The sequence below is a fragment of the Burkholderia sp. HI4860 genome, assembly GCF_002223045.2.
In the GTDB taxonomy this organism is placed as follows: Bacteria; Pseudomonadota; Gammaproteobacteria; order Burkholderiales; family Burkholderiaceae; genus Burkholderia.
Genome location: NZ_NKFO02000003.1, coordinates 3,561,591 through 3,583,899 on the forward strand (window position 1 = coordinate 3,561,591; position 22,309 = coordinate 3,583,899).

General features: G+C 67.1%; 20 protein-coding genes. 13 read left to right on the forward strand and 7 right to left on the reverse strand.

Features of this window, described 5'->3' with window-relative positions:
• Positions 1 to 266: 266 nt before the first annotated feature.
• On the reverse strand, positions 267 to 1,613 hold the full coding sequence (locus tag CFB34_RS31965; RefSeq protein WP_089440215.1) for a pitrilysin family protein: 1,347 nt from the start codon (positions 1,611 to 1,613) through the stop codon (positions 267 to 269).
• Positions 1,613 to 3,055, reverse strand: coding sequence for a pitrilysin family protein (locus CFB34_RS31970; RefSeq protein ID WP_242808716.1), 1,443 nt, complete (start codon positions 3,053 to 3,055; stop codon positions 1,613 to 1,615). Before CFB34_RS31970 ends, CFB34_RS31965 begins: the two co-directional genes overlap by 1 nt.
• Positions 3,056 to 3,330: 275 nt before the next feature.
• Between CFB34_RS31970 and rimO the strand changes: the two genes are divergently transcribed.
• The 4 genes from rimO (at position 3,331) to CFB34_RS31990 (ending at position 7,570) form a co-directional block, all read left to right on the forward strand.
• Entirely contained in the window at positions 3,331 to 4,692 is a 1,362-nt protein-coding gene (gene rimO, locus CFB34_RS31975) for a 30S ribosomal protein S12 methylthiotransferase RimO (RefSeq protein WP_089440213.1), read from the forward strand.
• A 3-nt stretch (positions 4,693 to 4,695) separates the two neighbouring features.
• Entirely contained in the window at positions 4,696 to 5,622 is a 927-nt protein-coding gene (locus CFB34_RS31980; RefSeq protein WP_089440212.1) for a sugar kinase, read from the forward strand.
• 110 nt (positions 5,623 to 5,732) lie between these two features.
• Entirely contained in the window at positions 5,733 to 6,275 is a 543-nt protein-coding gene (locus CFB34_RS31985; RefSeq protein WP_089440211.1) for a hypothetical protein, read from the forward strand.
• A gap of 113 nt (positions 6,276 to 6,388) precedes the next feature.
• A complete protein-coding gene (locus CFB34_RS31990) occupies positions 6,389 to 7,570 on the forward strand; it encodes a cystathionine beta-lyase (protein ID WP_089440210.1) in 1,182 nt (393 codons plus the stop codon).
• Positions 7,571 to 7,657: 87 nt separating this feature from the next.
• Here CFB34_RS31990 and serB read toward each other — a convergent pair whose 3' ends face one another.
• Positions 7,658 to 8,503: a phosphoserine phosphatase SerB gene (gene serB, locus CFB34_RS31995; RefSeq protein ID WP_089440209.1), complete on the reverse strand. Its 846-nt coding sequence runs from the start codon at positions 8,501 to 8,503 to the stop codon at positions 7,658 to 7,660.
• Positions 8,504 to 8,669: 166 nt separating this feature from the next.
• Positions 8,670 to 9,611, reverse strand: coding sequence for a LysR family transcriptional regulator (locus tag CFB34_RS32000; protein WP_089440208.1), 942 nt, complete (start codon positions 9,609 to 9,611; stop codon positions 8,670 to 8,672).
• A 122-nt stretch (positions 9,612 to 9,733) separates the two neighbouring features.
• Here CFB34_RS32000 and CFB34_RS32005 point away from each other — a divergent pair, with 122 nt between their 5' ends.
• The 3 genes from CFB34_RS32005 to CFB34_RS32015 all read left to right on the forward strand — a co-directional run bounded on the left by CFB34_RS32005 (position 9,734) and on the right by CFB34_RS32015 (position 12,168).
• Entirely contained in the window at positions 9,734 to 10,750 is a 1,017-nt protein-coding gene (locus CFB34_RS32005) for a zinc-binding alcohol dehydrogenase family protein (RefSeq protein WP_089440207.1), read from the forward strand.
• 159 nt (positions 10,751 to 10,909) lie between these two features.
• Entirely contained in the window at positions 10,910 to 11,461 is a 552-nt protein-coding gene (locus tag CFB34_RS32010; RefSeq protein ID WP_089440409.1) for a DUF6013 family protein, read from the forward strand.
• Between the two features lie 233 nt (positions 11,462 to 11,694).
• Positions 11,695 to 12,168 carry a PliI family lysozyme inhibitor of I-type lysozyme gene (locus CFB34_RS32015; RefSeq protein WP_089440206.1) on the forward strand — a complete coding sequence of 158 codons (474 nt, stop codon included), beginning with the start codon at positions 11,695 to 11,697 and terminating at the stop codon, positions 12,166 to 12,168.
• A 41-nt stretch (positions 12,169 to 12,209) separates the two neighbouring features.
• Here the strand turns inward: CFB34_RS32015 and fetB are convergent, their stop codons facing one another.
• A complete protein-coding gene (fetB, locus tag CFB34_RS32020) occupies positions 12,210 to 13,013 on the reverse strand; it encodes an iron export ABC transporter permease subunit FetB (RefSeq protein WP_089440205.1) in 804 nt (267 codons plus the stop codon).
• Positions 13,010 to 13,711 carry an ATP-binding cassette domain-containing protein gene (locus CFB34_RS32025; protein WP_089440204.1) on the reverse strand — a complete coding sequence of 234 codons (702 nt, stop codon included), beginning with the start codon at positions 13,709 to 13,711 and terminating at the stop codon, positions 13,010 to 13,012. The genes fetB and CFB34_RS32025 overlap by 4 nt, the downstream gene beginning before the upstream one ends.
• Positions 13,712 to 13,863: 152 nt before the next feature.
• Between CFB34_RS32025 and CFB34_RS32030 the strand changes: the two genes are divergently transcribed.
• Entirely contained in the window at positions 13,864 to 16,152 is a 2,289-nt protein-coding gene (locus tag CFB34_RS32030; RefSeq protein WP_089440203.1) for an AsmA family protein, read from the forward strand.
• 12 nt (positions 16,153 to 16,164) lie between these two features.
• On the opposite strand, the gene CFB34_RS32035 is transcribed toward CFB34_RS32030, so the two are convergent.
• A complete protein-coding gene (locus CFB34_RS32035; RefSeq protein WP_089440202.1) occupies positions 16,165 to 16,617 on the reverse strand; it encodes a lipocalin-like domain-containing protein in 453 nt (150 codons plus the stop codon).
• Positions 16,618 to 16,788: 171 nt separating this feature from the next.
• Here CFB34_RS32035 and CFB34_RS32040 point away from each other — a divergent pair, with 171 nt between their 5' ends.
• The 5 genes from CFB34_RS32040 to CFB34_RS32060 all read left to right on the forward strand — a co-directional run bounded on the left by CFB34_RS32040 (position 16,789) and on the right by CFB34_RS32060 (position 22,303).
• Entirely contained in the window at positions 16,789 to 18,381 is a 1,593-nt protein-coding gene (locus CFB34_RS32040) for an ABC-F family ATPase (RefSeq protein ID WP_089440201.1), read from the forward strand.
• A gap of 241 nt (positions 18,382 to 18,622) precedes the next feature.
• Positions 18,623 to 19,372, forward strand: coding sequence for an FkbM family methyltransferase (locus CFB34_RS32045; protein WP_089440200.1), 750 nt, complete (start codon positions 18,623 to 18,625; stop codon positions 19,370 to 19,372).
• Positions 19,373 to 20,365, forward strand: a complete 993-nt coding sequence (locus tag CFB34_RS32050; protein ID WP_089440199.1) for an aminoglycoside phosphotransferase — start codon at positions 19,373 to 19,375, stop codon at positions 20,363 to 20,365.
• Positions 20,366 to 20,387: 22 nt separating this feature from the next.
• Positions 20,388 to 21,245, forward strand: coding sequence for a 4Fe-4S cluster-binding domain-containing protein (locus CFB34_RS32055; protein WP_089440408.1), 858 nt, complete (start codon positions 20,388 to 20,390; stop codon positions 21,243 to 21,245).
• Positions 21,242 to 22,303: an asparagine synthase-related protein gene (locus CFB34_RS32060; protein ID WP_089440198.1), complete on the forward strand. Its 1,062-nt coding sequence runs from the start codon at positions 21,242 to 21,244 to the stop codon at positions 22,301 to 22,303. The genes CFB34_RS32055 and CFB34_RS32060 overlap by 4 nt, the downstream gene beginning before the upstream one ends.
• The last annotated feature ends 6 nt before the right edge of the window (positions 22,304 to 22,309 follow it).

Here is a 22,309-nt window from a genome sequence, read left to right on the forward strand (position 1 = left end):
CCTCATCCCGCCTCAAACCGACGCGAGCGGCACGCACGTTGCCCATGCGTGTTTCGGCACGGTCCATGTGGAGCATCGTGCACGGATCGGCAGCCAGGGCGAGGACTGGGCGACCGGCGCGGATGATCAGAACCGGTCGGCGATTGCGACCGTCGGCGCGAAGGTACATCCGGTGGCGTTCTGCGAAGCACAGGCGCACGCACGATCGTGCGATGGCAGCGGCCCGGCCGAAGCCGGGCGGGGCACGGAACGAAGCGAGGCGGCGGTTATTTCTCCGCGAACGTGCCAGCTTCCACCAACGTCATCTTGTCGGGATCCAGGTACCTGCGGATGGCGGTGTTGACCTGCTCGACGGTCAACGCGCGGACGCGCTCGGGATAGGTGTCCAGGTCACTCAGCGGGCGATCCTGGAGTACCGTCTGGGCGATCATGGCGGCCATCTGCCCGGTGGTTTCCATCGCGACTTGATGGCGGCCGATCATGCCGTCCTTGCGTGCATCCAGTTCCGCTTGGGTCACGCCCTGTTTCCACCAGGCATCCAGAATCCGGCGCGTGCTGGCGACGCCCTTGTTCAGCAGGGGCGGGGCGAAGCTGCTCGTGATGACGAATCCGCCGTCCATCAGGGAGAGCCCGGACAGGCCGGCGCGGATGCCATAGGTCAGGCCTTCCTTGTCGCGGACCCCTGCCATCAGGCGGCCGGTGAAGCCGTTGCCCAGGATGTTGATACCCGCGCTGAGGGGCAGATAGTCGGCATCGTTGGCGCGCAGGTCGATGGCCTGACCCAGCATCACGCTGACGGATTCCTTGTCCCCCATGGCGATGCGCTGCGTGTCCGGCCGGCTTGCCTTGCGTGGCGGGCCCTGTCGCACGAGTGCCCGGCCCCCGCTCCAGCCCGCGAAGGCTTCGGTCACCATGGACTGCAGGCCGCGAGGGTCCGCGCCGCCGACCACGACCAGCGTCATGTGGGCGGGCCCGTAATAGGCTCGATGAAAGGCCTTGATGTCGTCCAGCGTGGCAGCGGCGATTGCGTCGAGCATCCGTTCGCGCGGCACCGGTGCATTGAGGTGGGCAGCGGGGTAAATGGAACGATCCAGCGCCTCGGTGGCCCGAACCGACGGGTTTTCTCCGGCGTGACGGATCGCGGCCTCCAGCCGGCTCTTGGCCTTGGCCAGCTCTTCCGGCTTGAAGGCCGGCAGGCGTAACTGCTCGGCCATCAGGTCGATCAGCGTCGGCAAATCCTTGGTCAGGCTTTGGCCGTGTATGCCGACATAGCCGCCGTCGGTCTGGAACGACAACTGGGCGCCCAGGCTTTCCAGCAGCGCGGAGATCGCCACCTTGTCGCGACGGGTGGTGCCCTCCTGCAGCAACATGCCCGTCAGCAACGGCACGGCGGGATTGGCCGCCTTGCTGGCCGTGTCGGCATCGCCCAGGGGCATCACCCCGGTCACGGACACCATTTCCTGCGGCGACATCGAATAGGTCAGTAGCGTGATGCTGCCGGCCTGGGCGCGCACGACGCGCTCGGCGATGCCTGCCTGAGCCGCAACAGGCAGGCACAGCACGGCGAACCACACGAGCCACGTCCGCAGAGGGTTGAAACGAACATGCTTCATCACGATTTCTCCGGGACGAACCAGCCGGTGGTGCTCTGGTTTTCAACGAGGTACTTGCGGGCGACGCGCTGCACGTCGGCGGGCGTCACCTTTTCGAGTTCTTCGAGCTCGGTGACGAACCGTGTCCAGTCGCCCTGCGAGACCGCGTTGCCCAATCGGGCGGACGTCGCGCGGACGCCGTCACGCTGGTAGACCTGATCGGCCCGGTAAGGACCCAGCACCCGCTGGATATCCTCGCGAGTGACGCCCTCGGTCTTGATCCGCTCCAGTTCGGTCCAGACGATTTTCTCGGCCTGCTCGTGTTTCGCGTCGGGCGGCAGGCTGATCGTCACGACGAACGGGCCGGGATCGCGCAGTGCATGGAAGCCGGCGCCGGCTTGCGTGGCAACCGTCGTGTCGACCAGTGCGCGGTACAGCCGGCTGCTCTTGCCCTGGCTCAATACCAGGCCCAGTACGGTCAACGCAGGCGCATCGGGGTCGAGCGCGCGCGGCCCCTTGAAGGCGATGATCAGACTGCCCGTTGCGCCCGCGCGTTTGAGCACCAGCCTTCGCGGCCCCTGCTGCGGCGGCTCTTCGGTCGTGACGGCGGGAATGGCCTGGGGCGCGCGCGGGATGCCGCCGTAATACTGCCTGACCCACCCCAACGCCTGGTCCGGCCGGAAATCGCCGACCAGGATGACGGTGGCGTTGTCCGGCCAGTAGAAGGTGTCGTAGAAACGGCGCAGCTTGTCCACGCTCGCATGCTCGATGTCGCTACGCCAGCCGATGGTGGGATGGTGGTAGGGATGCGCCTGGTAAGCCGTGGCCATGACCTGCTGGAACAAGGCGGTGAAAGGACTGTTCTCGCCTCGCTCGTACTCGTTGCGTACCACCGTCATCTCGCTGGCCAGGTCTTCCGGGCGCAGCAGGAGGTTGCGCATGCGGTCGGCCTCGATCGCGATGTAGCCTTCCAGCGCATCGCGCCCGAGCGTGCCGAAGTAGTTGGTGCGGTCCATCGAAGTGGTGGCGTTGAAGGTTGCGCCTACTCGCTCCATGTAGCTGTTCAGTGCATTGCCGAGCGCCTTGTTGTAGTGCTGGCTGCCCTTGAACATCAGGTGCTCGAGCAGGTGAGTGTCGCCGGTCGTGCCCGCGGCTTCGTTGCGTGAACCCACCCGGTACAACACCTGGAAACTGACCACCGTCGCAGCGGAATCGGGCACGGCAAGCACGGTAAGGCCGTTGGCATCCAGGCGGTATTCGTCGATGCCGCCCAGGGAGCGCACGTGGGTAAAGCCCGGTACCTCGACGGGTTGGGCCATCGCCGTGCCTGCAATCAACGGGCACAGCGAGAGCCAGGTGCATATCAAACGTCGTACTGACATGTAGCGTCCTTTTGTGTAGGCGCCGGCTCGGCGGTCAGTTGACTGCGATGCGTCGAGCGCGGCGAACGTGGAGTTTTTCATACTTTTCGATGCGTGTTGACCGATGGCGCGTTGCGGGGGCGTCGCTGCCGTGATGCGTTCGTCGACGGCCGTACGTGGCTTGACCGTCGACGCGTAGCGACAGACGGCGCGATTTCAAAGTGAAAGGGACGTATCGAGCAGTCGTCGCATGACGGCCCGCCGCCGCGTCGTGCATCCAATTCGACTATCGATGCCGCCGCCGATCGCCTGTTTTGCCTCGCCACCCCTAAATGGCTGTAAACTCACGCTTTTGCTGCCACGCCCCCACATTCCAGATGTCCCAATCCCCCAAAGTAGGGTTCGTATCCCTCGGGTGCCCGAAGGCGCTCGTCGACTCCGAACAGATCATCACGCAACTGCGCGCCGAAGGTTATGAAATCTCCGGCACCTACGACGGTGCCGACCTCGTCGTCGTGAACACCTGCGGCTTCATCGACGAAGCCGTGCAGGAAAGCCTCGACGCGATCGGCGAAGCGCTGACCGAGAACGGCAAGGTGATCGTCACCGGCTGTCTCGGCGCCAAGTCGAGCGCAAGCGGCTCGAACCTGATCGAGGAAGTACACCCGAAGGTGCTCGCCGTCACCGGCCCGCACGCAGTGGGCGAAGTGATGCAGGCCGTGCATTCGCACCTGCCGAAGCCGCACGATCCGTTCACCGATCTCGTGCCCGCCGCCGGCATCAAGCTCACGCCGCGCCACTACGCATACCTGAAGATCTCCGAAGGCTGCAACCACCGCTGCACGTTCTGCATCATCCCGTCGATGCGCGGCGACCTCGTGTCGCGCCCGGTCGCCGAAGTGATGCTGGAAGCCGAGAACCTGTTCAAGTCGGGCGTGAAGGAACTGCTCGTGATCTCGCAGGACACGAGCGCGTACGGCGTCGACGTGAAGTACCGCACGGGCTTCTGGAACGGCAAGCCGATCAAGACGCGCATGACGGACCTGGTCGCCGCGCTCGGCGAACTCGCCGCGCAGTATGGCGCATGGGTGCGCCTGCACTACGTGTATCCGTATCCGAGCGTCGACGAAGTGATTCCGTTGATGGCCGAAGGCCCGTTCAAGGGCCACGTGCTGCCGTACCTCGACGTGCCGTTCCAGCACGCGCACCCGGAAGTGCTGAAGCGCATGAAGCGTCCGGCGAACGCCGAGAAGGTGCTCGAGCGCGTGCAGAAGTGGCGCGAGATCTGCCCGGACCTGACGATTCGCAGCACGTTCATCGCGGGCTTCCCCGGCGAGACGGAAGCGCAGTTCGAAACGCTGCTCGACTTCATCCGCGAGGCGGAACTCGATCGCGTCGGCTGCTTTGCGTATTCGCCGGTCGAAGGCGCGACCGCGAACGAACTCGACGGCGCGCTGCCGGATGAAGTCCGCGAGGAACGCCGCGCGCGCTTCATGGAAGTCGCCGAGGAAGTGTCGGCGAACCGCATCCAGCGCAAGGTCGGCAAGACCCTCAAGGTGCTGATCGACGAAGTCAGCGACGAAGGCGGGATCGGCCGCACGGCCGCCGATGCGCCGGAGATCGACGGCGTCGTCTATGTCGAGCCGGCGGCGAAGGCATCTCAGCGCTACAAGGTCGGCGATTTCGTGTCCGTGAAGATCACGGGCGCCGACGGCCACGATCTGTGGGGCGAGGTATAAGCGATGGCCGCCGCATTTCCGGAGATCCTCGCGCTCGGCGAGGCGATGATCGAATTCAACCAGTCGCAGCCGGGCCGGCCTGAATTCCTGCAGGGCTTCGGCGGCGATACGTCGAACTTCTGCATCGCCGCCGCGCGCCAGGGCGCATCGACGGGTTTCGTGTCGGCGATCGGCGACGATCCGTTCGGCCGCCTGCTGGCCGACATGTGGCGCGCGGAACGCGTCGACACGACGTACGTGCGGATCGACCGCACGGCGCCGACCGGCGTGTACTTCGTCACGCACGGCGCCGATGGTCACCAGTTCGACTACCTGCGTGCGGGCTCGGCGGCGAGCCGTTATGCAACCGGTGATCTGCCGCTCGACGCGCTGGCTGCCGCGAAAGCGGTGCACCTGTCGGGCATCAGCCTGGCGATCAGCACGGCTGCGTGTGACGCCGCATTCGCGGCGACTGACCACGCGCGCCGCCACGGCGCGAAGGTCAGCTTCGACACGAACCTGCGGCTGAAGCTGTGGCCGCTGCCGCGCGCCCGCGCGGTGATGCGTGAGGCGCTGCGCCAGACGGACATCTGCCTGCCCAGTTGGGACGACGTGACGGCACTCACGGGCGCGAACGATCGCGATGCGATCGTCGATGCGATGCTCGAACACGGGCCGCAGGTCGTCGCGTTGAAGCTCGGCAAGGAAGGCGCTTACGTGGCGACGCCGAACGAACGGCGCGTCGTGCCGGGCTTCGCGGTCGAGGCCGTCGACGCGACGGGCGCGGGCGATTGCTTCGGCGGTGCGTTCGTCGCGCGGATCGTCGCGGGCGACGATCCGTTCGCGGCGGCGCGTTATGCGAACGCCGCGGCAGCGCTGTCGACGACGGGCTACGGCGCGGTCGCGCCGATTCCGCACCGCGATGCGGTGGAGCGCCTGATGCAGGGCTGACGCGGCATGCGCACGCCGGCCGCGGCAATGCGCTCGTGACGATGTGCATGGGCGGCGGGCAGGGCATCGCCGCGATTTTCGAGCGAATCTGAAGCAAGGAGCAACACAAGGTGGGTCGATATTCGCAATGGCAACGGGCGCTCGTCGTCGCGGGCGCGCTGGCGGCGGGCATGGCGATGCCGGGCGTCTGCGCGGCGCAGGCCGCCACGCCGGGCGCGCAGCAGGATGAACCGGCCATGGCGCGGCCGCTGAAGCCGAATCCCGAGTTCGCCCGCCTGCCGCGCTACGAAGGCACGCTCGGTGACCGGCCGATCGTCGTGCATCTCGGCCCGAAGACGGACGAGGAAGGCGTGCACGGCGAATACCAGTTCGCCGATACGGGCGAGGTCGTGCTGCTCGCGGGCGATCGCGACGGCGACACGCTCGAAATCGAAGAATCGAACGACGGCACGAACATCACGGGCGTGTGGATCGGCCGCTTCGACGCGACGGGTGCCCTGAAGGCCGACCGGATGAATTCGGACGAGTCGGATCCGCAGCCCGTCGTGCTGCGTCTCGCGCCGGGCAAGCGTGCGGCGCTGCAGGTGCGCGACGGCCGCGTGCAGGAAATCGAGACGGTGGGCGGCGTCGTCAACCTGCGCACCGACGACTGAACCCGCGCTGGCTCGGTGCGCGCGGCGCGCATTGTACCGGGCCAATTGCGCCGATTTTGGCTAATCTAGCTGCATATTCCGCAACCGAACGGCCTCGTGCCCGGCTTCCCGTCATGACTGCATCCACTCCCAAGCGCGCACTGCAAACCCGCATCGTTCAACCCGACGACGTGATCCCGGAAGGCTTCCGTTCGTTCGTGCCGCCGGTCGCGCGCGCGTCGACGGTCGTGTTTCCCGATCTGGCGACGATGCGTGCGCTCGTCTGGCACAACGACAACCAATGGCGCTACGGCCTGCATGCGACGCCGACGTCGCTCGCGCTCGCGCAGCGGCTGGCCGAGATCGAGGGCGGCACGCATGCACTGCTGCAGCCGTCGGGCCTCGCGGCGATCATGAACGTCTACTTCGGGATCGTGAAAGCCGGCGACGACGTGCTGATTCCGCACAACGTGTACGGGCCGAACGCCGATTTCGGCAACTGGCTCGCGAAGGATTTCGGCATCACCGCGCGCTTCTACGATCCGCTGATCGGCGCCGGCATCGCGGACCTGATCCAGCCGAACACGCGGCTGATCTGGATCGAGGCGCCCGGCTCGGTGACGATGGAAGTGCCGGACGTGCAGGCGATCACGGCGGCCGCGAAGGCGCGCGGCATCGTCACCGCGATCGACAACACGTTTTCGGCCGGGCTCGCGTTCAAGCCGTTCGAACACGGCGTCGACATCTCGGTGCAGGCGCTGACCAAGTACCAGTCGGGCGGCAGCGACGTGCTGATGGGCGCGACGATCACCGCGAACGCGGAACTGCACGCGCAGCTGAAGCTTGCGCGGATGCGCTGCGGCGTCGGCGTGTCGGTCGACGATTGCTCGCTCGTGCTGCGCAGCCTGCCGAGCATGCAGGTGCGTTTCGACGCGCACAGCAAGAGCGCGCTCGCGCTCGCGCAATGGCTGAAGGCGCGGCCGGAGATCGCGGCGGTATTGCACCCGCAGATCGCCGATTGCCCGGGGCACGCGTCGTTCATGCGCGATTTCACCGGCGCGGGCGGGTTGTTCTCGGTGGTGTTCGACGAGCGCTACAGTGCGGAGCAGGTCGACCGCTTCGTCGAGTCGCTCGAGCTGTTCGCGATCGGCTGGAGCTGGGGCGGCGCGTGCAGCCTCGCGATGCCTTACGATGTCGCGTCGATGCGTCCGGACTGGGCGCATCGCGGCACGCTGGTGCGTTTCTATGTCGGCCTGGAAGACGAGGGCGACCTGCGTGCGGACATCGAGCGCGCGATGCAGGCTGCGCTGGGCTGATCGCCCGCCAACAACGTTCGGCAGAAAAACAAGACGCCGGCGCGATGTTGCATCGCGCCGGCGTTTTTCATGTCGGCTGCCGTGGGATCAGAACAGTCGCAGCAGCCCGTCGAGGCCGACGTGATCGAACGCGACCGACGCCGCATCGCGCACGACGGGCTTCGCGTGGTACGCGACCGACAGCCCGGCTTCGGCCATCATCTTCAGGTCGTTCGAGCCGTCGCCCATCGCGATTGCGCGGCGCGGCTCGAGGCCGAGCGACGCGCACGTGTCGCGCAGCAGGCGCGCCTTCACGTCGGCGTTGACGATCTCGCCGAGCACCTTGCCGGTCAGCTTGCCGTCGACGATCTCGAGCGTGTTCGCATGCGCGTAGTCGAGGCCGAGGCGCGCCTTCAGCCGTTCGGTGAAGAACGTGAAGCCGCCCGACACGAGCAGCGTCTTCATGCCGGCGGCCTTCACGCCGGCGAGCATCTTCTCGGCGCCCGGCGACAGTTGCAGCCGTTCCTCGTACACGCGTTCGAGCGCGTGCGCGTCGAGCCCGGCCAGCAGCGCGACGCGGCGCGTGAGGCTTTCGTTGAAGTCGCGGATTTCGCCGCGCATCGACGCTTCGGTGATCTCGGCGACCTGCGTTTTCAGCCCGCAGAAATCGGCGATCTCGTCGATGCACTCGATCGTGATCAGCGTCGAATCCATGTCCATCACGGCGAGCCCGAAATCGCCGAGCGAGAGGCCGGCCTCGACGAACGCGAAGTCAAGTGCGTGCGTGCCGCAGTAGGCATCGATGTCGAGGCGCTGCGCCGGGTTCGCGTGGTCGATCCGCAGCGCATGATCGTCGGTCTGCACGATGCGGGTGCCGCGCGACAGCGCGAGCAGCGGTTTGTGATGGGTGTCCGACAGCGGCGCAAGACTCTGGATGACGAGGTTGTGGGTCATGACGGAATGGTTGGGAAGCGAATGAAATGCGTCTGCGGCCAACGGGCAGCCGCCTGCCGATGCGGGCCCCGTCCGGCGTCGGGCCCTTGCGTGGCGAACGCGCCATTGTAGCCGGTTGGCCGCACGCGGCGGTCGGGTGAGGATCGAAACCGTGCGCGGGGGGCGGTCATGGCCTGTCCGTGCGATCCCAGTACGGCGGATCGCCGAAATGCTCGGCCAGGAACGTGATGAAGGCGAGCGTCTTCAGCGGAACGTGCGCGCGGCTCGGGTAGACGGCCCAGATCGCGATGTCTTCCGCGAACGGATAGTCGTCGAGCACCGTGACGAGCGCGCCGCTCGCGAGCAGCGGGCCGACGTCCCAGGTCGACTTGATCGCGATCCCGAAGCCGTCGACGAGCGCTTCGCGGATCGCCTCGCCGTTGCTCGCGACGAGCCGGCCGCCCACCCGCACGGTGAGCGGGCCTTGCGGCGTGGCGAACGACCAGTCGCGCTGGTCGCCGAGGATCACGCATTCGTGCTGCGCGAGGTCGGCCGGATGGCGCGGCGTGCCGTGTTCGGCGAGATACGCGGGCGAGCAGCACAGCACGCGGCGGTTCGTGGCGAGCTTGCGCGCGACGAGCGTCGAATCCTTCAGCGCGCCGAGTCGGATCGCGACGTCGTAGCCGTCGTCGACGAGGTCGACGATCTCGTCCGACAGCCGCAGGTCGAGCGACACGGACGGGTAGCGGCGCAGGAACGCGGGAATCACCGGCGCGACATGCTGGCGGCCGAACGACGAGGACATCGACACCTTCAGCCGCCCGTACGGCTCGGAGCGGCCGTGGCCGACCGATGCGCGCGCGGCATCGGCGGCCGACAGCAGCGTGTCGGCGTGCGCCATGAAGACTTCACCATCCTGCGTGAGGCTGATGCGGCGCGTGGTGCGGTGCAGCAGCCGCGCGCCGAGCTGGCGTTCGAGTTGCGCGATGCGCGCGCTCGCGACCGCGGCCGATACACCGAATTCACGGCCGGCCGCGGTGACGTTCGCGAGCAGCGCCGCGCGTACGAACAGCGCGACGTCGAGCAGGTCGAGCGGCTTGTCCGGGGCCGGAATCGGATCGGAGGCCATTATTCTGAAATTCCTGAAAATGTTTCAGGAAATATAGCGCTTTTCTCGAATGATCGGGTTGCCTACGATGACGTTCATGGGGCTGCGCCGCGGCCCACAGGTTTCCTTGAAGGAGTGTCGTGATGAAAGCCGTTGGACTGACCCGTTATCTGCCGATCGACGACCCGCAAGCGCTGCTCGACGTGGAGCTGCCGCAGCCCGTGCCGGGCCCGCGCGACCTGCTCGTGAAGGTCGAGGCAATTTCCGTGAACCCGGTGGACTTCAAGGTGCGCGCGCCGAAGCCGCAGGTCGAGGACACGCCGCGCGTGCTCGGCTGGGATGCGGCCGGCACGGTGGTCGCGGTCGGCGCCGACGTCACGCTGTTCCGGCCCGGCGACGAAGTGTTCTACGCGGGCTGCATCACGCGGCCGGGCGCGAACAGCGAATTCCATACGGTCGACGAGCGAATCGCCGCGCTGAAGCCGCGCACGCTCGATTTCGCCGCATCCGCCGCGCTGCCGCTCACCGCGCTGACCGCATGGGAAGCACTGTTCGACCGGCTGCGTGTATCGCCGCAGGGCGCGGACGCCGGCAAGTCGGTGCTGATCATCGGCGGCGCGGGTGGCGTGGGTTCGATCGCGATCCAGCTCGCGAAGACGCTCGGCAAGCTGCACGTGATCGCAACCGCATCGCGGCCGGCGTCGACCGAATGGGTGCGCTCGCTGGGCGCGGACGCGGTGGTCGACCATTTCGGCGACTTGCCTGCGCAGCTGCGCGAGGCCGGGCACCCGAACGTCGACTACGTGCTGATTTTCAACGACACGGATCGGCACTTTCCGGCCGCTGCGGAGGTCATCCGGCCGCAGGGCGGCATTTGCACGATCGTCGAGAACGACAAGCCGGTGCCGGTCGAATTGCTGAAGGCGAAGAGCGCGGCGTTTCATTGGGAATTCATGTTCACGCGCGCGATGTTCGAGACGCCGGACATGATCGAGCAGCACCGGATCCTCGGCGAAGTCGCGCGGCTGGTCGACGGCGGCACGCTGCGCACCACGGTCGGCGAGCAGCTCGGCACGATCAACGCGGCGAACGTGCGGCGCGCGCACCAGTTGCTCGAGGCCGGGCGTTCGATCGGCAAGCTCGTGCTGAGCGGCTTCTGAGCCTGCCTCGCGTTTAAGGTCGCGGCGTCGCGAACGCAAGCGGGGTAACACCCGATGCGTTTGCGGCGCATTGCGTCCCGCTTGGCGGTAGACTGGCAGCGCATCATGCATCGAAAACCGCGCGGCACGCGCGTGCCGCCGCATACCAAGGAGGTCAGCATGAGCCAACGCAGCTTGTCAGTCGCCGCAACGTGGTCGGTCGTGTTCGCGGCGGCGTGCGTCAGCGCGAGCGTATTCGCGGCGCCGCCGGTCAAGGGCAGCCTGAAGGGCGGCGGTACCGGACAGCTCGAATACACCGTCAAGGTCGACTCGAAGACCTTCGGCAATACGCAGGAGACCCGCAAGATCCGCTCGGGCGAGACGGACGACTTCAACTGGAAGTCGGTGCCGCCGAGCGGGGCGGTCGCGATGCCGGACGGTTGCCCGAACGCCGACGGCCTGCCGCGCGACGAGAACGGCGCGATGGTGCGCCAGACCCAGGTGCGGCTCGCGCCGTCGATCGACGCGAAGGGGATCGCCAACGTGCAGTTGAGCTTCCAGGCGGCCGCGCCGAAAGGCACGCGCAACGTGACGGCCGGCGGCAAGTCGCTGCAGTGTCCGGACGTCGTGTCGGTGAGCCAGGTGAAGTGGGTGTCGATTTCGACCAACGGCGGGTCGAAGTCCGTCACGATGAGCGATGGCTCGAAGGTGACGGTGTCGATCAAGCGTTGAGCGGTGCGCATGGGCCGGCGTCGGAGCCGGTGCGCGCGCAACGGATTCGACTTGCGGTACCACGCGGCGACACGTGACCGTTTCGTGTCGCCGTCACCATGCTTTCTCGCGACCTGCTTCAGCGGCATGGCGGCCGTTCGCCGTGCGGTGGCGTCGCGTAGCGACCCGCGTGACGTCATGAGCGTGTCACGCTATGCTCGCCCGCATCATCACCTTCCTGTCACGACATCCCGATGAAATACCGAATGCGCGCGCTGTTGTGTGTTTTTGCGTTCGTCGCCGCGCACGCGCACGCGGCCGACGATTGCGGGTTCGTGAAGAAAGTCGGGCTGCCGTCGCGGCAGCAGGTGGCGGTCGTGTCGAGCGGCGCGCTCGAACCGTCCTCGACCGGCAGCTACGCGGTGCGCGTGTATTCGACCGCGCATGCCGCCCCCGGCTTCGATACCGACGATTACGTGACGGGCGCGCTGCATGCGCGTGATGGTACGGTCACCGATGCATTCACGGCCGACCTCGGTGCACGTGCGCCGCAGGCGCTCGTCGTGACGACGCGCTCGGCCGGCAGCGGCGGCTATGTCGGCGCGCAGGCCTATGTCACGACACCGCGCGCCGTGGAGCTCGTTGCGTCGGTCGACGGGCTCGCGCCCGACGCGGACATCGCGGCTGCGTTGCGGCAGGCACTCGGCAAGCGCCACGACCCGCGCTGAATGGCGAACCGCGCGAACGCGTCGCGCGATGGCACCGCGTGTCAGTGCGCGCGTTCTTCGAGCCGCGCGGCGAGAAAGCGGTGATCCGCCGAGAACAGCCGGCGATAGGTCATCAGCACCGCACCGACCGTGCCGAGCGCGGAGGCAGCGGCGATCAGGAACATGATCACGATCTGGTAGCGCACGGCCTGCAGCGGCGACTGGCCGGCCAGGACCTGGCCCGTCATCATCCCCGGCAGGCTCACGACGCCGACGACGGCCATCTGGTTCAGCGTCGGCAGCATGCCGGCGCGCACGGCCTGGCGCGCGGCGTCCTGCGCGGCTTCCCAGCGCGTCGCGCCGAGCGCCAGCGCGGTTTCGACGCGGTCGCGGCGCGCCGTGAGCTCTTCCATCATCCGCTCGACACCGAGCGACACGCCCGTGAGCGTATTGCCGAGAATCATCCCGAGGATCGGAATCGCGTATTGCGGCGCATACCAGGGGTGGATGCGGATCACGACGAACAGGCCGACCGCCGCGACGAACCAGCTGCTGAACCAGATCGACGCGATGCTGTCGATGCGCTGGCCGCGATACGTGCGCTTGCCGCGCCCCGCGCCGGCGAACCCGGCGATCAGCGTCATCAGCGCGGTGAGCGGCAGCACGATGTACCAGTGAGGATGACCGAACACCCAGCCGAGCACGTAGCCGATCGCGAGCAACTGCACGACGGTGCGTACGGCCGCGAGCGCGAGCTTGCGGCCGAGGCCGAGCGACAGGGCCGTCGAGATCGCGCCGTTGACCGCGACGAGCGCGGCGGCGATGCCGACGTCGACGAGGCTCAGGTCCTGCAGGGCGGGGCTCATTGCGTGGCCTCCGTCGGGTTGGCCGCGTGCATCACGCCGGCCTGCATCACGAGCCGCTTCGTGCCGATCCGCGCGGCCTGGGCCGGATCGTGCGAGATCCACATGTATGCCCGGGCGTCGGGTGCCGCGTCGAACCACGCGCCGACGAGCGCCTCGATCGCGCGCGCCGATTCGGGATCGAGCGCGGACGTCGGCTCGTCGAGCAGCAGCACGTCGGGATCGAGCTGCAGCACGCGCAGCAGCGCGGTGATCTGCGCTTCGCCGCCGGACAGGTCGCTCGCGCGCTTGTCGAGAAAGTCGGGACTCCGGCCGGCCTGCGCGGCGAGCGCTTCGGCGCGCGCGCGATCGAACGCCACGTCGCGATAGATCGCGAGCGAATACGGATAGCGCAGCTGCGATTCGACGGTGCCGTCCATCTGCGCGGGGCGCTGGCGCACATAGGCGACGCAGCGGCGGTAACGCGGGATCGCATTGCGCCGGATCCGCTTGCCGCGCCACAGGATGTGGCCGCCGTCGAGCGGATCGAGCAGCGCGAGCGCGCGCAGCAGCACGCTCTTGCCGGACCCGGACGGCCCGGTGATAGCAATTCGCGATCCCGCCGCGAGGCTGAAATCGGTCGGGGCGAGCAGGGTCTTGCCACTGCTGGCATCGCGCCGCGTGATGCGCGATGCATCGATGAGGCCGGTGGGGGCTGTCATGTCACAAATGAAAAAAAGCGTTAATGGCGCCGAAACGTCACCATGGCGTGCGTCATAATACCGATTGAAAAGCCGCGGGTGTCGTGCGCCGTTCGTCCACGCAAGCGGCCCGGCATGGTGCGGCAACATTTCAGAACAACAACGGAACCGCCATGACGCTAGCCCGAGCCATCGGCAAATCGGCTGCATGGATCGTCGGTATCGTCGCGGTGCTCATCGCGGCGGCCGGCGTCTTTCTCTTTATCTTCGACTGGAACCGCGCGAAGCCGTGGGTCAACGAGCAGGTCACGGCTGCGCTCGGCCGCCCGTTCGCGATCAACGGCGACCTGAAGGTGGGCTGGCGTCGCCCCGACGGCGAAACCGGCTGGCGCGCCTGGGTGCCCTGGCCGAGCTTCACGGCCACGCAGCTCGAGATCGGCAACCCCGACTGGGCGAAGATGCCCAAGTTCGTCACGCTCGACGCCGCGCACTTCGATCTCGCGATCCTGCCGCTGCTCGCGCATGAAATCGTGATCCCGTCGATCGACGTCGTGAATCCGGCCGTCGACCTCGAGCGGCATGCCGACGGCCGCAACACGTGGACCTTCCAGTTCAAGCAATCGTCGCAGCCGTCGCCGTGGAAGGTGCGGCTCGACAGCTTCGGCTTCGCGAAGGGCACCGTCACGTATCGCGACGCGATCACGAAGGCCGACCTGACCGTCGCGATCGATACGCTCGGGCAGCCGATTCCGCTCGGCGACGTGCTGAAGGAGCAGGAGCAGACATCGCGCGCGGCATCGGCGCAGCGGGTCGGCAAGCATGGCGCCGCGCAGTTGAGCGCGAAGGCCAACGCGGAGGCCGCGTCGAGTGCTTCCGCCGCGCAGGCTGCGAGTGCGGCGTCGGCAACGGGTGCTGCGGCCGGGGCTGCTGTGGTGTCGGCTTCGTCTTCTTCACCTACCTCTTCGGCATCGGCTGCCGCTGCCGCATCGAGTGCAAGCAGCGTCGCAGTGCCCGCGAAGCCGTCCGGCCCGACCTATGCGTTCGGGCTGAAGGTCGACGGCCGCTACAAGAACGTGCCGATCAGCGGCACCGGCAAGCTGGGCGGCGTGCTCGCGATCCAGGACGCATCGCGGCCGTTCCCGTTGCAGGCCGACGTGAAGGCCGGCGACACGCGGCTTGCGATCGTCGGCACGCTGACCGACCCGATGCATCTCGCGGCCATCGACCTGCGACTGTGGCTGCAGGGCACGTCGATGTCGCACCTTTACCAGCTGACCGGCATCACGCTGCCCGATACGCCGCCTTACGCGACCGAAGGGCGACTGATCGGCAACTTCAAGCGCAAGGCCAGCACGTTCCGTTACGAGCACTTCAACGGCCGCGTCGGCGGCAGCGATCTCGGCGGCACGCTCGTCTACGAGCAGCGCGAGCCGCGGCCGAAGCTGTCGGGCGAGCTCGTGTCGAACCTGCTGCAGTTCTCCGACCTCGCGCCGGTGATCGGCGCGGATACGGCCGCGAGCAAGGCCAAGCGCGGCGACACGACGAAACAGCCGTCGGGCCGCGTGCTGCCGGTGGAGACGTTCCGCACCGACCGCTGGCGTGCGCTCGACGCGGACGTCAAGTTCACGGGCCGCAAGCTGATCAAGAGTTCGGACTTGCCGATCACCAACCTGTACACGCACATCGTGATGACGGACGGCGTGCTGTCGCTCGAGCCGCTGCAGTTCGGCGTCGCGGGCGGCACGCTCGCCACGACCGCGCATCTCGACGGCAGCGGTGCGCCGCTGAAGGGCCGCTTCACCGTGGCGGCGCGGCACCTGAAGCTCAAGCAGTTGTTCCCCGCGCAGAAGGTCATGCAGTCGGCGCTCGGCGAGATCAACGGCGATGCGTCGCTGTCGGCGACCGGCAACTCGCCTGCCGCGCTGGCCGCGACGTCGACCGGCGAGGTGAAGGCGCTCGTGACCGACGGCCGCATCAGCCGCCTGCTGATGGAAGCGGCGGGGCTGAACGTCGCGAACGTCGTCTACGAGAAGCTGTTCGGCAACAACGACGTGAAGATCAATTGCGCGGCGATCGACTTCGTCGCGACCAACGGCATTCTCGACCCGAAGGTGTTCGCGCTCGATACGGACGACGCGCTGATCAACGTCGACGGCCCGATCAGCCTGCGCGACGAAACGCTGAACCTGAAGATCCATCCGCACACGAAGGGCTTCCGGATCTTCTCGCTGCGCTCGCCGCTGTACGCGAAGGGCACGTTCAAGAACCCGAACGTCGGCGTCGATGCAGGCGCGCTCGCGCTGCGCGCCGGCGCGATGGTCGGCCTCGGGCTGATCAACCCGTTCGCGGCCCTGATTCCGCTGATCGCGCCGAGCAACAATCGCGAAGTGCCGTGTTCGGAGCTGTTCGGTCAGATGAACGCGAAGGCGGCCCAGCGAGCAGCGGCGAAGGCCGGCAAGTGACGCGCGTGCGCGTCAGCGGCCCGCGCGCACCCAGAGCAGCACGGCATCGACTTCCCGGCCGTCGATCCGTACCGGGGCGGCCGTGCCGAGCTGCAGGCGATCGCCGTCGAGCCTGACGGCGCGCTGCTGGACGTTGCCGAGCCAGTTCGGGAACAGGCTGACGTCCATTTCGTGGGTCAGCGTGCCGTCGTCGGCGACCTGAAAGGGGCCGGAATACGCGATGTAGCCGCCGGCGGCCGCCGCGCGCTCGTCGGCGGTGCCGCCCTGCAGGTCGCCGTCCGCATAGGGCGGCCGGCCGGCGGCCATCAGCTGCGCGGACATGTAGCCGTCCGGCGTGTACAGGATCCAGCCGCGCGCGTCGCGGCCGAGCGGATAGGTGACCGCGCTGCCGTCGCGCGGGCGGACTTCGTAGGACAGGAGGCGCCATGCGCCGACGAGTTGTTCGCGAAGCTGGCTGGCAAGCATGCGGGATTCCGGTAAGGCGGCGGTGGGGCGCGTGCCGTCGTGTTGGCGGGGCCGCCGGGCGGCAGGCCGGGAGGCCGGAAATGCGCTGCCGGAACGGCGTGGTCGGCAGTTTCTCCGACACCTGCTAAAATACACGGTTTTCCGTCGATTTATCCTTTAACGGGACCTGCCGTGCTTTCTACTGCCAACATCACGATGCAATTCGGGCCGAAGCCCTTGTTCGAGAATATCTCGGTCAAATTCGGCGAGGGCAACCGCTATGGTCTGATCGGCGCGAACGGCTGTGGCAAGTCGACGTTCATGAAGATCCTCGGCGGCGACCTCGAGCCGAGCGCCGGCAACGTCGCGCTGGAGCCGAACGTGCGTCTCGGCAAGCTGCGCCAGGACCAGTTCGCGTACGAAGACGTGCGCGTGCTCGACGTCGTGATGATGGGCCACACCGAAATGTGGGCCGCCATGACCGAGCGTGACGCGATCTACGCGAACCCGGAAGCCACCGACGACGACTACATGCACGCCGCCGAACTCGAAGGCAAGTTCGCCGAATACGGCGGCTACGACGCCGAGGCGCGCGCGGGTGCGCTGCTGCTCGGCATCGGCATCGAGGAGAAATTCCACAACGGCACGATGAGCGAGGTCGCACCGGGCTGGAAGCTGCGCGTGCTGCTCGCGCAGGCGCTGTTCTCGAAGCCGGACGTGCTGCTGCTCGACGAACCGACCAACAACCTCGACATCAACTCGATTCGTTGGCTCGAGCAAACGCTCAACGAGTACAACTCGACGATGATCATCATCTCGCACGATCGTCACTTCCTGAACTCGGTGTGCACGCACATGGCCGACATGGACTTCGGCACGCTGAAGGTCTGGCCGGGCAACTACGACGACTACATGCTCGCGTCCGCACAGGCACGCGAGCGCCAGGCCGCGGCGAACACGCGTGCGAAGGAACGTGTCGCGGAACTGCAGGACTTCGTGCGCCGCTTCTCGGCGAACAAGTCGAAGGCCCGTCAGGCGACCAGCCGTGCGAAGCAGATCGACAAGATCAAGATCGAGGAATTCAAGCCGTCGTCGCGCCAGAACCCGTTCATCCGTTTCGAGTTCGAGAAGAAGCTGCACAACGTCGCGGTGGTCGCTGAAGAGATCACGAAGAAGTACGAGCGCACGATCTTCCAGAACTTCAACCTGTCGGTTCAGCCGGGCGAGCGGATCGCGATCATCGGCGAGAACGGCGCGGGCAAGACGACGCTGCTGCGTTCGCTGCTCGGCGCGCTCACGCTCGATCACGGCACGGTGAAGTGGTCCGAGAACGCGAACGTCGGCTACATGCCGCAGGACACGTACGAGGAGTTCCCGAACGACATCACGCTGATGGACTGGATCGACCAGTACCGCAAGGACGGCGACGACGAAACGATGGTGCGCGGCACGCTCGGCCGCCTGCTGTTCACGTCGGACGACATCAAGAAGTCGGTGAAGGTGCTGTCGGGCGGCGAGAAGGGCCGCATGATCTGGGGCAAGCTGATGCTCGGCCGCCACAACGTGCTGCTGATGGACGAGCCGACCAACCACATGGACATGGAGTCGATCGAGTCGCTGCAGATCGCGCTCGAGCAGTTCGAAGGCACGTTGATCTTCGTGTCGCACGACCGCGAGTTCGTGAGCGGGCTGGCGAACCGGATCATCGAAGTGCGTACGGATGGCACGCTGTTCGACTTCGGCGGCAATTACGAGGAGTTCCTGACGAGTCAGGGGCAGGAGTAAGTGTCCTGACGCTTCCGTCCGTGTGTTGCGGTCTGGCGGTGGTACGAAGCCGGAGCGTATAGCAGCGCGAAGCCGCGAGAAGCGCATCGGGCCCGCATCGACAGTGTTGTCGATGCGGGCTTTTTCATTTCCGTGCCGGTGACGCCCGGCAGTGTCGCGATTCCCGTTTCCTCCCGTCAATCGACTTCGGGTAAATTACGCTCCGGATACCACCCTCAATTCCGACCCGGAGCCGCCCTCGATGCAGGACCATCCTCTCCCGCTCGATTTATCCGGCCTTGCGCCAAGCCTCTATGCACAGGGCACCGAGGAAGGCATCCTGGCGCGCCTGATGGAACGGATCGCGCCGACCAACCGCTTCTGCGTCGATATCGGCGCGAGCGACGGGCTGCGCAACAGCAACACCGCGCGGCTGCTGCGCGAACGGGATTGGGCCGGCGTGCTGGTGGAAGGGAGTGCGTACCGCTTCGGCAAGCTGGCCGCCCACTACGCAGGTGTAGACCGCGTTCGCTTGCATCACGACCGCGTTCAGCCCGACACGATCGACACGTTGCTCGCCGATGCGAATACGCCAACCGACCTCGACCTGCTGTCGATCGACATCGACGGCAACGACTACTGGGTCTGGCGCGGCCTGCAAGCGTTCCAGCCGCGTATCGTCGTGATCGAATACAACCCGTACTACACGCCGCCCGAGCGCTGGGTCATGTGCTTCAACCCGGACCACGAATGGGACGGCTCGACCTATTACGGTGCGAGCCTCGAATCGCTCGTCCATCTCGGCAGGCAGAAGGGTTATGAACTCGTCTGCTGCGACGACATGGGCAACAACGCGTTCTTCGTGCGGCAGGACCTGTATCCGCTGCTCGGCATCGCGAACAACGATCCTTCGGTGCTGTTCCGCCCGGCGATGTACAAGGTGCGCTACGTCGGTCACAACACGTTCCTGAGCGGCCATCCGTATCGATACGGACCGGCCGAGCACATCTGAATGGACTCGCTCGCCGCGACCTTCGACGAGATCCGCGCGGCCTATGCGCTCGGCCGCAGCGGGCCGCCGCGCCAAGTCGGCGAACGCGTGTGGCACCTGCCGACCGACGACGGTGGCGTAGCGGTCAAGCTCTACGCGCTCGAACACCATGCGCGTGCGACCAAGGAGGCCGTCGTGCTCGCGCACTTCGAGACGCATCGCGATGCGCGTTTCCATGTGCAGGCACTGAAACGCACGGCGTCCGGCGAGCCGCTGTGGACGGGGCAAGGCTCGCACGCGATGCTGACGCGCTGGGAAGCCGGGCAGTTCAGAGCCTACGACACGTTTTCGCCGGCCGAATGGGATGCGCTCGGCGCGAGCCTGGCCGCGTTGCATCTGAGCCTCGAGCAACTCCATGTACCGCAGCTCGACACGCTCCGCGCACGCCTGACCGCGATCGACGCGGACGCGGTGCGCCGCAGCCTGCATGACGCACTCGATCGCGCACGCGCGAACCACGCCGCCGACAACCTGCGCCGCTACGTCGATCTCGCGCTGCGCATGCTCGACCGCTACTATCCGGGCAGCATCGACGCGTTTCCGGCCGACGATCCGCAGCACCCGATCCACAACGACTACAACCAGTTCAACTATCTGTTCACGGGCACGCTGCCGCCGCTCATCCTCGACTGGGAAGCGTCGATCGGCGCGCCGCGCGAATACGAGCTGGTGCGTTGCCTGAATCATCTGCCGCTGGAGGCGCCGCATCGGGCGGAAGCGTTCGTGCTGGCTTATCGGCGGACGCGGCCGATCGATCCCGCGCGCATTGCGTGGGCGGTCGATGCCGCGTGTCTGCAGCACGCGCTCAAGCTCTGGATCGTGCAGGGCTGGCTCGACGATCCGTCGCGCTTTGCATCGCATCTGAACGGCGCGGTGACGATGGCCGCCGCGATGGTGGATGCGCGCGACCGTCTGGTCGATTTCTTTTCCCGTTGTGTGGAAACAGGACGCTGAAGTGAATGCGAATTTGAACCGGATGTCGAAGCCGACGCCGCCCACCGAACGGCAGCATGTGTTTCCGCCGCCGCTGGATCGCGATTACCGCGTCGAAGATGGGCGCGTGCTGACGCGCTCGCTGGAAGCGCACATCGTCGATCACTGCAACCTGACCTGCGCGGAATGCTGCTCGCTGTCGCCGCTGCTGCCCGAGTGGTATGCCAGCCCCGAATCGATCGAAGCCGATCTGCGCCGCGCGGCGAAGGTGCTGCGCCCGCGTATGTTCAAGCTGGTCGGCGGCGAGCCGCTGCTGCATCCGGCGCTCGTCGAACTCGTCCAGCGCGTGCGCGCCACGGGCATCGCGCCCGTGATCTCCGTCACGACGAACGGCCTGAAGCTCGGCGAGATGAGCGACGCGTTCTGGCAGGCGGTGGACGCACTGACGATCTCGCGCTATCCGAAGCCGTCGCTGGCGCCCGACCTGGTCGCGCACATCGAGCGCCAGGCCGCGCGCTTCGACGTGCGCCTGAACTGGAAGGTGCAGGACGTGTTCACGACGATGAACCGCGCGCAGCCCGGTACCGATCGCGACGAAGCACGGCGCCTCTATCATGATTGCTGGATCCGCGAGCGCTGCCATATGATTCGCGACGGCATGTTCTACACGTGCACGCGCCCCGCGCATTTCCATACGCTCTACCAGGGCGAGAAGGATTTTCAGTCCGACGGCCTGCCGCTGCGCGACGACGCCGGCATGCTCGACGCGATGCTCGCCTATCTGCAACGCGAGGCGCCGCTCGAAGCGTGCCTGCATTGCCAGGGCGGCAGTGCGCCGGTGGCGCCGCATCGCATCCTCAAACGCATTGAAGTGGACGCCTTGAAGGCGCGTTATCCATGATCGTCGGCACGCGCGACCTGTTCGGTTTCGACCGGCTTCACTACCGTCCGCGCAGCGGTGCGGCGGCATCCGGCATCCGGGCCGTCCTGCGCGCGTCGGGGCAACCGGCCGGCGAGCCGGACGCAGCGGCCATCGCGGGCTACCTGAGCGGCGAGCGGCTGGTCGGCCGCACCGTATTGCGCGACGTGCGCGCGGTGCCGCCCGGCCATGCGTTGGTCCATTCGCCGCAAGGGCTGACGGTGCAGCCGGCACCGGGGCAGTCGCAGCACACCGATCTGGAAACCGTGCTGCGCGCATCGCTGCAGCGCGCGCTCGACAGCGGCAAGCGCGTTGCGCTGGCGCTGAGCGGCGGGCTCGATTCGGCGCTGCTGCTCGCGTTGCTGCGCGAACTCGGCGCGCAGCGGCACGTGACGTCCTACGTTCTCGTGACCGACATGCCGGACTATTGCGAGCGCGATGCCGCACTCGAGCTGGCCGCGCAGATGCAGGCGAACGTGAAGATCGTGCGCGCGAACGAGGCCGATTTCGTCGCGGCGCTGCCGAGAACGACGCATGCGGTCGAGGAGCCGATGTTCAATCTGCATCCGGTCGCGAAGCTGCTGCTCGCCGAGGCGATGGCCGCGGACGGCGTCGAGGTGGCCATCACCGGCGACGGCGCGGACCAGGTGCTGCGACGCGACCAGTCGGCGAACTATCTGCCGCTGTGCCATGCGTTGTTCGACGCGGCGTCGGTCGACCTGCATCCGCCGTTCGTCGACGCGGCCGTCGTCGCGCATCTGACGAGCATCGCGCCCGATCCGGACAAGCAATGCCTGCGCGATCTCGGTGCGCGCCTGAACCTGCCGGACCGTCTCGTGCACGGCCCCAAGCGCGGGCGGCTCGCCCCGGCGATGGATCTCACAGCGCTGCTCGAGCGCGACCGCACGCACGCGCTGGCCGATACGCTCGGCCTGGCCGCCCCCACGCTGCAGGCGGATACCGAACGCGTGCTGTGGACGACGCTTTCCCTGCTTCTCGATCATTTCGATTCCCTCGATGCCGCGCATCGCCCAACCTGAGCCGCT